The organism is Streptomyces sp. AMJ-169 (assembly GCF_055597585.1).
Map to the genome: position 1 here is coordinate 80,519 of NZ_JBVLTJ010000001.1, position 13,935 is coordinate 94,453.

At 73.2% G+C, this 13,935-nt stretch carries 7 protein-coding genes; 5 read left to right on the forward strand and 2 right to left on the reverse strand.

The features are described 5' to 3' along the window. Positions 1-200: 200 nt before the first annotated feature. From ACYUD3_RS00360 to hflX, 3 genes are all read left to right on the forward strand, one after another. Positions 201-2,378: a RelA/SpoT family protein gene (locus ACYUD3_RS00360; protein ID WP_470961535.1), complete on the forward strand. Its 2,178-nt coding sequence runs from the start codon at positions 201-203 to the stop codon at positions 2,376-2,378. A 213-nt stretch (positions 2,379-2,591) separates the two neighbouring features. Beyond that, the gene (locus tag ACYUD3_RS00365; protein WP_470961538.1) at positions 2,592-4,322 is read left to right on the forward strand and encodes a M1 family metallopeptidase; all 1,731 of its coding nucleotides are present in this window, start codon (positions 2,592-2,594) and stop codon (positions 4,320-4,322) included. A gap of 439 nt (positions 4,323-4,761) precedes the next feature. After that, complete coding sequence (gene hflX, locus ACYUD3_RS00370) at positions 4,762-6,252, forward strand: GTPase HflX (protein ID WP_470961541.1); 1,491 nt, start codon at positions 4,762-4,764, stop codon at positions 6,250-6,252. A gap of 145 nt (positions 6,253-6,397) precedes the next feature. On the opposite strand, the gene ACYUD3_RS00375 is transcribed toward hflX, so the two are convergent. Both ACYUD3_RS00375 and ACYUD3_RS00380 read right to left on the reverse strand, forming a co-directional pair. Further along, on the reverse strand, positions 6,398-7,600 hold the full coding sequence (locus ACYUD3_RS00375; protein WP_470961544.1) for a trypsin-like serine peptidase: 1,203 nt from the start codon (positions 7,598-7,600) through the stop codon (positions 6,398-6,400). 168 nt (positions 7,601-7,768) lie between these two features. Then, positions 7,769-8,968 carry a trypsin-like serine peptidase gene (locus ACYUD3_RS00380; RefSeq protein WP_470961547.1) on the reverse strand — a complete coding sequence of 400 codons (1,200 nt, stop codon included), beginning with the start codon at positions 8,966-8,968 and terminating at the stop codon, positions 7,769-7,771. 1,052 nt (positions 8,969-10,020) lie between these two features. Here ACYUD3_RS00380 and ACYUD3_RS00385 point away from each other — a divergent pair. Further along, positions 10,021-11,958 carry an aminotransferase class III-fold pyridoxal phosphate-dependent enzyme gene (locus ACYUD3_RS00385; RefSeq protein WP_470961550.1) on the forward strand — a complete coding sequence of 646 codons (1,938 nt, stop codon included), beginning with the start codon at positions 10,021-10,023 and terminating at the stop codon, positions 11,956-11,958. A gap of 103 nt (positions 11,959-12,061) precedes the next feature. Continuing rightward, entirely contained in the window at positions 12,062-13,894 is a 1,833-nt protein-coding gene (locus tag ACYUD3_RS00390; protein WP_470963858.1) for an IucA/IucC family protein, read from the forward strand. Positions 13,895-13,935: the final 41 nt, after the last annotated feature.

Below are 13,935 nucleotides of genomic sequence, written 5' to 3' on the forward strand. Positions count from 1 at the left end.
GTACGGGTGGCTCGAAACCGTAAACCTCCCGAGCGTCCCTCGAATGGGTGATCCGTTTCACGCTCGGCGAGAGGCGGTCAGTCGCACGTGATGGGCTCGGTAGCATCAAGCACCGGCCCGGACGGGAGACCGTCACCAGTCCCCTGAGCCGTGTCCGCCCTGGGGCACCCGTCCGCCGGTCCACGCAGCCGGAGGTGCCCATGAGTGCGGAGGCCACGAATCCCGCGACCCCAGGCCCGGTGGTGCCCGCCGTGCCCCGGCGCCGCAGCCGCCCCCGGCTCGACCTGCGCCGGCTCGGCCGCGCCGCGTTCCTCGGCTCCGCCTCGCGCGGCCGGCTGCCCGACGCCATCGGCCATGTCGTCGAGGCCCACCGCGCGCACCACCCCGACGCCGACCTCGAACCCCTGCGCCGCGCCTATGTGCTGGCCGAGTCCTCGCACCGCGGCCAGATGCGCAAGAGCGGCGAGCCGTACATCACCCACCCCCTCGCGGTGACCCTGATCCTCGCCGAACTCGGCGCGGAGACCACGACCTTGACGGCCTCGCTGCTCCACGACACCGTCGAGGACACCGATGTGACCCTCGATCAGGTCCGGGAGCAGTTCGGCGAGGAGGTTCGTTATCTCGTCGACGGTGTCACCAAGCTGGAGAAGGTCGACTACGGGGCCGCGGCCGAGCCGGAGACCTTCCGCAAGATGCTCGTCGCCACCGGCAGCGACGTACGCGTGATGTCGATCAAACTCGCCGACCGGCTGCACAACATGCGCACGCTCGGTGTGATGCGTCCCGAGAAGCAGGCGCGCATCGCCAAGGTCACCCGGGACGTGCTCATCCCGCTCGCCGAACGCCTCGGCGTGCAGGCCCTCAAGACCGAGCTGGAGGACCTGGTCTTCGCGATCCTCCACCCCGAGGAGTACGAGCACACGCGCGGGCTGATCGCCGGCAACGCCGCCTTGGCCGACGATCCCCTCGCGGAGATGGCCGAGGACATGCGCGGCGTCCTGCGCGAGGCCGGTATCCCCGCCGAAGTCCTCATCCGGCCCAGACACTTCGTCTCCGTCCACCGGGTCTCCCGCAAACGCGGCGAGATGCGCGGCGCCGACTTCGGGCGGGTCCTGGTCCTCGTCCAGGAGGACGCCGACTGCTACGCCGTCCTCGGCGAGCTGCACACCTGCATGACGCCGGTCGTCTCGGAGTTCAAGGACTTCATCGCCGTACCGAAGTTCAACCTCTACCAGTCGCTGCACACGGCCGTCGCCCGGGAGGACGGGCAGGTCGCCGAAGTCCTCATCCGCACGCACCAGATGCACAAGACCGCCGAGGCCGGCGTCGTCGCCCTGGGCAACCCCTACGCGCCTCCCGCCGAGGAGCAGTCCGCGGGCGACGAGCGCGTCGACCCCACCCGGCCCGGCTGGCTCTCCCGCCTCCTCGACTGGCAGGAGGCCGCGCCCGACCCGGACACCTTCTGGTCCACCCTGCGCGAGGACCTCGCCCAGGACCGCGAGATCACCGTCTTCCGCCCCGACGGCGGCACTCTGGGCCTGCCCGACGGCGCCACGTGCGTGGACGCCGCCTACGCGCAGTACGGCGAGGACGCGCACGCCTGCATCGGCGCCCGCGTGAACGGCCGCCTGGCGACCCTGAGCACCGCTCTGCGCGACGGGGACACCGTCCAGCTCCTCATGGGCCAGGACCCCGCCCTGGAGCCCTCCAGGGAGTGGCTGGAGCACGCCCACACCCCTGCCGCGCGGATCGCCATCCAGCGCCGGCTCGCGGCGCACCCCGCCGCGCGCGTCCCCGACGACGCGGCGGACACCCCGGCGGAGCCCGAGGACACCGGCTCCGGCGCCCGGCCCGTCTTCCGCGCGCGCGGCAGCCGCCGTACGGCCGAGGGCCCGCTGCCGCACCCGGTCTCGCGGCCCGGCGCCGCGATCACCGTCCCGGAGCGGCCCGGCGCCGGGGTGCGGCTCGCCGGGTGCTGTACGCCCGTCCCGGCCGACGAGGTGACCGGCTTCGCCGTGCGCGGGGGATTCGTCACCGTCCACCGCGTCGGGTGCGCCGCCGTCGCGCGCATGCGGGACGCCGGGCGGCCCGAGACCGGCGTCCGCTGGGGGGACGCCACCGAGTGCCGCGTCACTCTCGTCGCCGAATCGTTCGGCCGCCCCCATCTCCTCGCCGACCTCACCGAGGCGATCGCCCTGGAGGGCGCCGAGATCGTCTCCGCGACCGTCGAACCGCCGAGCCAGCAGCGGGTGCGGCACACGTACACCCTGGAGCTCGCCGACGCGGCCCAACTGCCCGGGCTGATGCGGGCGATGCGGAACGTGCCCGGGGTGTACGACGTGGACCGGGCGCAGGACCAGGCGGTGGCGCCGTGAGGTTTTTAAAGCGCTTTAAGTTGTTTAAGTAGCTGAAGGAACTTCAAGCGCTTTAAGGCTTAAAGCGCTTTAAAAAGGGAGCCGTCGATACGAGGGCTCCCGCGCGCGTATAGCTCCTCTGTTCGGCAAGGCGTCCGTATAAGGGCAACTCGTTCGGGTGGGGCGGGCGCGCGTCGTCGGCGGCGGGCGGGCGGGCGCTGGTAGCGGTGGTCCATGCTGCGCAGCCCCCACGACACCACCGGCCGTACCGCCCCCGCCCCCCGCCCCCGGACCGGACGCCGCCGCCTGGTGCGGTCGGCCCTCCTCGCGTCCGCCGTCTCCCTCTGCCTCGTCGCCGCCGGCGCCCCGCCCGAGCCCCTGGGCATCGGCGACCGTCTCTTCCCGTACCTGGGCAACCCCGGGTACGACGTCGCGTCGTACGACCTGGAGTTCACCTATCCCGGGAGCAACGACAAACCCCTGCGCGCGGTGACCACGATCGACGCCTGGACGACCGCGCCGCTGGAGCGCGTCAACCTGGACTTCGCGCAGGGCAAGGTCGAGTCGGTGGAGGTCGACGGGGAACCGGCGACCTACGCGCGCGCGGGGGAGGACCTGGTGGTCACCCCGAGGAACCCGCTCCCGGTGGGCAGTTGGATGCGGATCACCGTGCACCACACCAGCGACCCCGTGCCGCCGAAGGGCGGCGAGAGCGGCTGGGTGCGCACCGCCGACGGGCTCGCCATGGCCAACCAGGCCGACGCCGCGCACCTGGTGTTCCCCTGCAACGACCACCCCTCCGACAAGGCGATGTTCACCTTCCGGGTGACCGCCCCCGACGGCTACACGGCCGTCGCCAACGGGCTGCCCGCGGGCGTCGAGCGGGCCGGCGGCAACACCACCTGGACGTACCGCACCCAGCACCCCATGGCGACCGAACTCGCCCAGGTCTCCATCGGCCACTCCGCCGTCCTGCGCCGCGAGGGACCCCACGGGCTGCCGCTGCGCGACGTCGTCCCCGAGAAGGACCGCGCGGCGCTGGAGCCCTGGCTGAAGAAGACCCCGGAGCAGATCTCCTGGATGGAGCGGCGGGTCGGCCCCTACCCCTTCGAGACCTATGGACTGCTCATGGCGAGCGCGTCCACCGGGTTCGAGCTGGAGACGCAGACCCTCTCGCTGTTCGAGAAGGACCTGTTCACCGAGCCCGCGTACCCCGTGTGGTACATCGAGTCGATCATGGTCCACGAACTGGCCCACCAATGGTTCGGCGACAGCGTCAGCCCCCGCACCTGGTCCGACGTGTGGCTCAACGAGGGGCACGCGACCTGGTACGAGGCGCTGTACGCGGAGGAGGTGTCGACGGCCGGGGCGAAGGACGGGGCGAAGGCCGGGGCGAACGGGGCGGCCGGGGCCAAGGCCGGGGCGGGCGATGAGGCGAAGGCCGGGGCCAAGGCCGGGCGCACCCTTGAGGCCCGTATGAAGAGCGCCTACGCCAACTCCGACCGGTGGCGGGCCTCCGGCGGACCGCCCGCGCGCCCCAAGGCGGCGGCCCCCGGCCAGAAGATCAGCATCTTCCGCCCCAACGTGTACGACGGCGCCGCGCTGATCCTCTTCGCCCTGCGCGAGGAGATCGGCCGCCCCGCCTTCGAGAAGCTGGAGCGCGCCTGGGTGCACCGCTACCGCGACGGGGTCGCCAGCACCGACGACTACGTCCGCCTCGCCTCCCGGACCGCGGGACGCGACCTGCGCGGGTTCCTGGAGGGGTGGCTGTACGGGGAGAAGACGCCGGCGATGCCGAACCATCCGGACTGGAAGGTGACGGCGCCCGCGCAGGGGACGCCGGCGGTGAAGGGGGCTCCGCCGGTGAAGTCGGCGTCCTCGGTCAAGGGGGCGTCCTCGGCCAAGGGCGCCGAGAAGGCACCGGCCGGGAAGGGGCTGGCGGAGGTGGCCGCGGCGAAGGGGTAGGCGCGGGGGCGAGGGGACTCCCCCCCCCGGCCCCCGCCCCCTCCCCCAGCGAAGGGGTAAGCGCGCGCGGGGGAGTGGCTGGAGCGGGTGGGGGAGTGACAGGCCGGGGGCGCTGGGCATGAGGTGCGGGGAGCGAGGACCCGGGTATGCGTCTCCCCGCCGCCCGCCGCCCGCCGCCCGCCGCCCGCCGCCCGCCGCCCGCCGCCCGCCGCCCGCCGCCCGCCGCCCGCCGCCCGCCGCCCGCCGCCCGCCGCCCGCCGCCCGCCGCCCGCCCCTGCGATAAGACAACCCCACGCCCCCGCGATAAGCCGGTGACGGGACCCGGCGCCCCATGCGACCATCGTCGGACCCGATCGGCGCGGGCCGGGAATCTTTCCGGTGGGCCGTGCGTTGGGGTGATACGGGCCGGCGGACGGCTATCCGACGACGTAAGGAACCAATGACCACCTCCTCTTCTTTCTCCCAGGACACCCAGCGCTCCGCGCACGCCCCCGACGGTCTTCGGGCCGATGCCCTGATGGAAGAGGACGTCGCCTGGAGCCACGCGATCGACGAGGAGCGTGACGGCGAGCAGTTCGACCGCTCCGAGCGCGCCGCCCTTCGCCGTGTGGCGGGCCTCTCCACCGAGCTTGAGGACGTCACCGAGGTCGAGTACCGCCAGCTGCGGCTGGAGCGGGTCGTCCTGGTCGGCGTCTGGACCTCGGGGACCGTACAGGACGCGGAGAACTCCCTCGCGGAGCTGGCCGCCCTCGCGGAGACCGCGGGCGCACTGGTCCTCGACGGCGTGATCCAGCGCCGTGACAAGCCCGACGCGGCCACGTACATCGGCTCCGGCAAGGCCGACGAACTGCGGGACGTCGTCCTGGAGACCGGCGCGGACACCGTGGTGTGCGACGGCGAGCTGAGCCCCGGCCAGCTGATCCACCTCGAGGACGTCGTCAAGGTCAAGGTCATCGACCGCACGGCCCTGATCCTCGACATCTTCGCCCAGCACGCCAAGTCCCGTGAGGGCAAGGCCCAGGTCGCGCTCGCGCAGATGCAGTACATGCTGCCGAGGCTGCGCGGCTGGGGTCAGTCGATGTCCCGCCAGATGGGCGGCGGCAAGGGCGGCGGCCTCGCCACCCGAGGCCCCGGTGAGACCAAGATCGAGACCGACCGGCGCCGCATCCGCGAGAAGATGGCGAAGATGCGCCGGGAGATCGCGGAGATGAAGACCAGCCGCGACCTCAAGCGCCAGGAGCGCAAGCGGCACAAGGTGCCGTCGGTCGCCATCGCGGGCTACACCAACGCCGGGAAGTCCTCCCTGCTCAACCGCCTCACGGGCGCGGGCGTCCTGGTCGAGAACGCGCTGTTCGCGACCCTGGACCCGACCGTCCGCCGCGCGGAGACCCCGAGCGGCCGGCTGTACACCCTGGCGGACACCGTCGGCTTCGTCCGGCACCTCCCGCACCACCTGGTCGAGGCGTTCCGTTCGACGATGGAGGAGGTCGGCGAGTCCGACCTGATCCTCCACGTGGTCGACGGCTCGCACCCGAACCCGGAGGAGCAGCTGGCCGCCGTACGCGAGGTGATCCGGGACGTCGGCGCGACCGGCGTGCCCGAGATCGTCGTCGTCAACAAGGCGGACGCGGCCGATCCGCTCGTGCTCCAGCGGCTGCTGCGGGTCGAGAAGCGGTCCATCGCGGTCTCCGCGCGCAGCGGCGAGGGCATCGCCGAACTGCTCGCGCTGATCGACGACGAGCTGCCCCGCCCGTCCGTCGAGGTCGAGGCGCTGGTGCCGTACACCCACGGCAAGCTCGTCGCCCGCGCGCACAACGAGGGCGAGGTGATCTCCGCCGAGCACCTCGCGGAGGGCACGCTGCTGAAGGTGCGGGTGCACGAGGAGCTGGCGGCGGACCTGGCGCCGTACACGCCGGTGGCGGCGGTCTGAGGGGCGTGTTGCTCCGAGGGGCTGTGCTGCTCCAAGGGGCGCCGCTCCGAGGGCTCCGGCGCTCGCACTGAAGAGCTGAACATCTGAAAATACGCCGAAGCGCCGTCCCCGGAGATCCAGGGAGCGGCGCTTCAGTGCGTCGGTGTCACTGTCCGCCGTACGTCTTGCTCATGTTCTGGTACAGCGACTCGGCCTCCGGGCCCAGCTGCGGGCCCGCGAGCCAGGTGTTGTCGGACGGGCCTATGGAGGTGTTGGAGACCAGCTTGGTCACGCCGTCCACGACGCGGAACCAGCCGCCGCCGGAGGAGCCGCCGGTCATGGTGCAGCCGATGCGGTACATGGCCGGCAGGGCGGAGTCGAGCGAGAGCCGGCCCGGGCGGTCGAGACACTTGAACATCTTCAGCCCGTTGTACGGCGGCGCCGCCGGGTACCCCCAGGCGCCCATCGCGCTCACCTGGGCCGCCGAGGGCGCCGAGAAGTCGACGTCCAGCGCCGCCCCGACGGTCTCCTCCAGCGACTTCGCACCCTTCTCCGGCCGCACATGCAGCACCGCGTAGTCGTACGGAGCACCCGCGCCGCCCGTCTCCGAACCGCCCGAGATCCACTGGTTCGAGGTCGACGCCCAGTCGGCCCACCACACGCCGTACGGCGAGATCTCGGTGGCCGAGGCGTTCTTCAGCCGGTCCTCGCTCTCGCCGAGGTCGTTGTAGGCCGGGACGAACGCGATGTTGCGGTACCAGCCGCCGGTCCCGCCCGCGTGCACACAGTGCCCGGCCGTCCAGACCAGGTTGGACTTGCCCGGGTGGTTGACGTCCTTGACGACCGTCCCGGAGCAGACCATCGACCCCTCGGGCGAGTCGAAGAAGACCTTCCCGACCGGCGCCGCGTTCTCGTGGTACGGCGTCTTCTCGGCCCGCGCCTGGACGGGCGCGGGGTCCGGGTCGCTGACGCCCTGATCGGCGGCGGCGTCCTTGGAGGTGAGCGTCTTGTCGGCGTCCTTGGCGGACGTCATCCGCTCCGGCTTCCACAGCCCCGCGATCACCGGGTTGACGAAGTCCCCGGCCTTCCTGAGCCAGGTGTCCTTGTCCCAGTTCTTCCAGCCGCCCTTGGCCCACTGGTCGACGTCGATGCCGTGCTTCTTGAGCCGGCCCGCGAGTTCCGCGGCGAGGGCCGCGCCGCCGCCTCCGGCGCTCGCCTCGGCCGTGGGGGAGGAGTCGGCCGGCCGGGCCGCGTCGTCGCCGTTGCAGGCGGTCGCGGTGAGGGCCAGGGCCGCGGTGAGCGCGGTGGTGGCGAGGAGGGTGCGACGCCGGGCGCGCGGGGGCGCGGCGGGCGTACGGGTGGATGGCATGGTGCGGTGACCCCCGTGGTCGTCCGTGATGGTGAGGCGGCCCCGGGGCTGATCTCGCGGGGCGACACCCCACTATGCCCGGGGAGTTGAGGGTGAACGGCGGCGGGTGCGTGAAGGTTCCTGTGGATCCTGTGAGTTGTCCGCCGCCGGGGTTTCAGCAGCCGCGGCTCACTGCTGCGCGGCGAACTTCTCGCTGACCGAGTCGTACACGCCCTTGGCGACGGGACCGAGGCGCGGGCCGGCCAGCCAGCCCGAAGTGGCCGGGCCGATCGAGGTGTTGGAGACCAGCGCGGGCTTGCCGTCGGAGCCGGCCGCGACCCAGCCGCCGCCGGAGGAACCGCCCGTCATCGTGCAGCCGATGCGGTACATCGTCGGGTCGGTCGCGGTGAGCGAGAGCCGCCCCGGCTTGTCCGCGCACTGGTACAGCTTCTGGCCGTCGTAGGGAGCCGCCGCCGGATAACCCGTCGCCGTGAGCGCGGGAACCTTCGGCACGGCCGGCGCGTTGAAGTCGACAGGAAGCGCCCCACCGACCGTCTCCTCGAGCGACTTCCCCGAGCCGCCCTTCTCGGGGGTGACATGGATGACGGCGTAGTCGTACGACGCCCCGTCGCCGCCCGTCGGCCCGCCCTGGTCGATCCACTGCTGGGAGGTCTTGACCCAGTCGCCCCACCACACGCCGTACGGCGCGACCTGCTCCCGCGTCGCGCTCTGCAACGCCGCGGCCGGCAGGGCGGAGTCGTTGTACGACGGCACGAAGGCGATGTTGCGGTACCAGCCGCCCTTCTTGCCCGCGTGCACGCAATGGCCCGCCGTCCACACGAGGTTGGACTTGCCGGGGTGCGCCGGGTCCTCGACGACCGTCGCCGAGCAGACCATCGTGCCCTTGGGCGAGTCGAAGAAGACCTTGCCCGCCTCGGGGGCGCTCGCGTGGTACTTCGCGGCCACCGCCTTTGCCCGCACCGGCGCCGGCTCGGGGTCGGTCACGCCCTGGTCGCCCGAGAGGTCGTCGTCCTCGACGCCCCGGTCCGGGTCCTCGGCCCGCCGCATCCGGTCCGGGTCCCACAGGTCCTCGATGATCGGGTTGACGAAGTCGCCGGCCTTCCTGAGCCAGGTGTCCTTGTCCCAGTTCTTCCAGGCGCCGTTCTTCCACTTGTCCAGGTCGATGCCGTGTTCCTTCAGCCGCTCCCGGATGTCGGCGGGCAGCTGGAACCTGCCGCCGCCGCTCTCCGAGGCGGAGGCAGTCGGACCGCTCGCCGTGTCGTCGCCGCCGCAGCCGGTCGCGGTGAGCGCCAGCACGGAGGTGAGGGCGATCGCCGTCAGCGCGCTCCCCCTCCGGCGGGCGGCCGACGACGGACGTATGGATCGCATGCTTCTGACTCCCCCTGTTGGACAACGAGTTGACGCGAGCCGCACCGCCCGGCGGCCGAACTCACGCGCTTCTCACGCCGAGTTCAGAGCGGGCTCACAGCCATGTGGAACGGCAACACACGATAGGCGCTCGCTGTGGGGGACTTCCGCCGCTACGGCAACGGTTCCGTCACGGCAAGGATCTTCCCCGGACCCGTAACCCCTTGGGCCGAACGGGGTTGGTGGGGGTGGGGGGTCGCGGGCACGGGGGTGTGCTCGGGCGGGGCTCTGCGGGGTCCTTCCGGGGAGCGGAACGGAGGGGGCAGCGGGAGATGCGGGCCGGTGCGGGGGTGTTCGGCGCCGGCCGGGTCGCGGGGCGTGGGGCGCGCGGCTTTCGGGCCGGGTGCCTTTCGGGGGCTTGCCGGGGGGCTTCTTGGGGCGTGGTCCTGCGAGGGGCGCGTTCCGCCGGGGCGTGTGCGGGGGCGGGTTCGCGGTGAACTCGCCAGCGGATGACGGGAGGTCAGGGAGGAGTGGCTGTGATCGAGAGGGTGGGCGAGGGGAGTGGGGTGGGGGTGTCTGGTGGGTGGGGTGTGGATGCAGGGGTGGGCTGGGTGTCCGGTGCGCGGGGTCTGGAGGCTGGAGTGCCTGAGGTGTCTGATGCGTGGGGTGTGGAGGTCAGCGTGGCTGGGGTGGCCGATGCGCGGCGTCTGGAGGCTGGCGTGGCTGGGGTGTCCGGTGCGCGGGGTCTGGATGCCGGAGTGTCTGGTCAGCCGGGTGTGCGGGCGGGTGTGGCTGCGGGTGTCCGGCCCGCTTGTGAAGCGGTGCGGTCCGTTTGTGAAGAGGGGCGGGCCGGTCATGGCGGGGCGTGGTCCACCTGCGAAGAGGGGCGGGCCGGTCATGACGGGACGCGGTCTGCTTGCGAGGAGGCGTGGGCTGGTCATGACGGGGCGCGGTCCGTTTGCGAGGAGGCGTGGGCTGGTCATGACGGGGTGCGGTCCGCCTGCGAAGAGGTCCGGGCCGGTCACGACGGAGTGCGGTCCGTTTACGAAGGGGCCCGGGCCGGTCACGAAGGCGTGCGGTCCCCGTACACCGGGGTTTCGCGGCGGCGGTCCGTACGCGAGCCCATCGCGCGCACCTACCCGAGGTCCCTGCCGATCGTGCCGGTACGGGCGCGCGGGTTGACCGTCGAGGGGGCCGACGGGCGCCGCCACCTGGACTGTCTCTCCGGCGCCGGCACCCTCGCCCTCGGCCACAACCACCCCGTCGTCCTCGAAGCGATCCGCAAGGTCCTCGACTCCGGCGTGCCCCTGCACGCCCTCGTCACCCCGGTCGAGGACGCCTTCGTCACCGAACTGCTCCACACCCTCCCACCCGGACTCGCCGACCACGCGCGCGTACGGTTCTGCAGTCCCGCCGAGGCGGACGCGGTCGGTGCCGCCCACGAACTGCTCCGCACCGCTACCGGCCACACCGGCCTGCTCGCGTTCTCCGGCGCCGACCACGGCATGTCCTGCGGCCCGGAGGGAACCTTCGCTCACCTCGGTATGCCCTGGGGCCCCGGGGGAACCTCCGCCCACCCTGGGATGCCCTGCGGCCTTGAAGGAACCTCCGCCCCCGGCGGCCCCGAGGTGACCTTCGCCCACCCCGGCGGCCCCGAGGTGACCTTCGCCCACCCCGGCGGCCCGGAGGGAACCTTCGCCCGTCCCGGCCCACCCCGCAGCTCCGAGAACACCTCCGCGCATCCCGTCGGACTCTGCAACCTCAGGGGAACCCCCGCTCACCTCGGCCTGCCCGGCGGCCCGGAGGGAATCCCCGCCCACCTTCGCCTGCCCCGCAGCCCAGGGGAAACCTCCGGCCACGCCCCCATCACCCGCCTCCCCCACCCGTACGACCACCGCTGCCCCTCCGCCGCCGAACTCACCGCCCGCTGGGCCGAGTCGCTCCTCGGTGGCCCCGGGACACCCCGGCCGGCCGGGATGATCCTCGAACCCGTCCAAGGCGAAGGCATCCTCCCCGCGCCGGACGACTGGCTGCGCCGGATGCGGCGGCTCAGCTCCGACCGGTCCGTCCCCCTGATCGCCGACGAGACCACGACCGGCGTCGGCCGCACGGGCGCCTTCTGGGGGATCGGGCACAGCGGCATCACCCCCGACGTCATGATCCTCTCCAAGGCGATCGGCGGCAGCCTGCCCTTGGCCGTCGTCGTCCACCACGAGGACCTCGGCGCCGACACCCACGCGGGCGCCTTCCGCGGCAACCAGCTCGCCATGGCCGCGGGCACCGCCACCCTGGCCCACGTCCGCGAACACCACCTCACCGCCCACGCCGCCACCCTCGGCGCCCGCATGCTCTCCCAACTCCGGAGCCTCGCCGAAGAGTTCCCGCAGCTGGGCGATGTCCGGGGGCGGGGGTTGATGATCGGCCTGGAGACGGCCGATCCGGAGGGGAACACCAGGCGCGCTGACTGCCGGGGCGTCGGCCCGGGATGCATGGGTGGCTGTGCCGGCTCCGGGTCCACCGCGCGCGGACCCGGAGCCGGCCTCGGGACCGTCCCCCCACAACCCGATACCGCCGCACGGCTCACGACAACAGCTCTCAGCGCCCCACTCCTCGGCGGCGCCGACTACCCGGAGTCCGCCCCAGGCCGCATCTCCGGAGGCCCCGTTCGCGAGCAACGACGGCCCGATCCGCCGACCGGGCCCAAGACCGCCGCCCGCCGCTCCACCTCCCACCCGGCCGCCCCCGACACCGCCGCCCGCCCGGCCGCCCCCACCTTCGCCGCCGCCCTCCACCGCGCCTGCCTCGCCCGCGGCCTGATCGTCGGACTCGGCGGCCGGGACCGTGACGTCGTACGGCTGCTGCCGCCGCTGACGATCAGTGAGGACCAGGCCGCCGCCGTCCTCGACCGCTTCGCCGACGCCGTCGAGGCGGTCAGCCGCAACTCCGATCACTCCCGCACCCCGCAGCGGAACCCCCGCCCGCCCGGCCGCCACCGGCCCCCCGACGACTGACCCGCGCCCCCGCCCCACCGCCACCGCGCCCCCACCACCCGCACGCCGGCGCAGGGCCGCCCGAACCCCCGCGAGGAACCCCCTGTTGAGCATCGAACCCACCATCCACACCGTCCCCCACCAGCAGGAAACCAGCCAGGACCGGTCGCCGTACGACCCCCTGGACCACCCCGACCCGGCCGCCGCCGCCCAGCGCGCCACCCTGGAGAACCTGCTGCGCTGCTGGGTCCGCGAGAAGGGGCTCACCGCCCCCGAACGCGGCCCGCTGCGCATCCCGCTCCCGTCCACCGGCCTCACTCTCCTCACTCCCGTCCACCACTGGTCGCCGACCGGCCTGCACCGCTTCGGCCTCCCGCATCTCGCCTACGCCCCCGATCCCTCGCCGCCCCTCGACGCGATCACCGTCGCCGCCCTGCTGGCCCGCGAGGCGAACGCCGGGCCCGACGGCAGCGTCGACCTCGTCGGCCGCGTCGCCGACTCCGTCCGCCGCACCGCGCTCTTCCTCACCGAGCGCCGCGCGCACCCCGCCGACACCCCCGACCTGTTCCTCGCCGCCGAACAGGCTCTGGTCCTCGGGCATCCGCTGCACCCGACGCCGAAGAGCCGCGAGGGACTCTCGGAGAGCGAGACCCGGCGCTACTCGCCGGAACTGCGCGGCTCCTTCCCGCTGCACTGGCTGGCCGTCGACCCCTCCGTCCTCGTCACCGACTCCGCCTGGACCGAACGCGGCCGGCTGATCCCCGCCCTCGACCTGACCGCCCGCCTGGCCGGCCCCGGGCTGCCGCTGCCCGAGGGCCACGCCGCCCTCCCGCTGCACCCCTGGCAGCTGCGCGAGATCCGCCACCGCCCCGAGACCGCCGCCCTGCTGGACGCCGGACTCCTCACCGACCTCGGCAGCCACGGCCCGCCCTGGTCACCCACCTCCTCCGTCCGCACCGTCCACCGCTCCGCCGCCCCGGCCATGCTCAAGCTCTCGCTGGCCCTGCGGATCACCAACTCCCGCCGGGAGAACCTCCGCAAGGAACTCCACCGCGGCGTCGAGGTCCACCGCCTGCTGCGCACCGGCCTCTTCCGCCAGTGGCAGGCGGCCCACCCGTCCTTCGACATCGTCCGCGACCCGGCCTGGCTGGCCGTCGACACCCTGGACGACATTCCCGTGCCCGGCCTCGACGTGGTGATCCGGCACAACCCGTTCGCCCCGTCCGACGACGTGTCCTGCGTCGCCGGCCTGACCGCGCCCCACCCGCGGGCCCCGCGGACCACCGGTCCGGACCGGCCGGGGGCCGACTCCCGCTCCCCGTACGTCACTTCATCGCATCACTCCCGTCTGTCCTCGGTCCTCACCCGTCTCACCACCCGCACCGGCCGCTCCCGCGAGGCCGTCGCCACCGAGTGGTTCCTGCGCTACCTCGAACACGTCGTCCGGCCGGTGCTGTGGCTCGACGGGGAGGCGGGCGTCGCCCTGGAGGCCCATCAGCAGAACACCCTCATCCTGCTCGACGCCGACGGCTGGCCCGCCGGCGGCCGGTACCGCGACAACCAGGGCTACTACTTCCGCGCGTCCCGCCGCGCCGAACTGGACGCCCGGCTGCCCGGGATCGGCGAACGCAGCGACACCTTCGTCTCCGACCAGGTCACCGACGAGCGCTTCGCCTACTACCTCGGCATCAACAACGTCTTCGGCCTGATCGGTGCCTTCGGCTCGCAGCGCCTCGCCGACGAGAGCCTGCTGCTCGCGGCCTTCCGCCGCTTCCTCGCCACGGCCGCCTCAGGTCCGCAGCGGATGCGCAGCACCCTGCCCGCCCGGCTGCTCGACTCACCCGTCCTGCGCTGCAAGGCCAATCTGCTGACCCGGCTGCACGGCCTCGATGAACTCGTCGGCCCCGTCGACACCCAGTCCGTCTACGTCACCATCGCCAACCCCCTCCATTGCTGACTGACCTCGTCTCTCCGGGCACCCGCCCGCCGACCCCGTCC

What these genes read in the sequence shown, in the direction of transcription:
- ACYUD3_RS00375 (WP_470961544.1), bottom strand. Translation starts at nt 7,600, where the DNA reads ATGCCATCCACCCGTACGCCCGCCGCGCCCCCGCGCGCCCGGCGTCGC.
- ACYUD3_RS00360 (WP_470961535.1), top strand. Translation starts at nt 201, where the DNA reads ATGAGTGCGGAGGCCACGAATCCCGCGACCCCAGGCCCGGTGGTGCCC.
- hflX (WP_470961541.1), top strand. Translation starts at nt 4,762, where the DNA reads ATGACCACCTCCTCTTCTTTCTCCCAGGACACCCAGCGCTCCGCGCAC.
- ACYUD3_RS00380 (WP_470961547.1), bottom strand. Translation starts at nt 8,968, where the DNA reads ATGCGATCCATACGTCCGTCGTCGGCCGCCCGCCGGAGGGGGAGCGCG.
- ACYUD3_RS00365 (WP_470961538.1), top strand. Translation starts at nt 2,592, where the DNA reads ATGCTGCGCAGCCCCCACGACACCACCGGCCGTACCGCCCCCGCCCCC.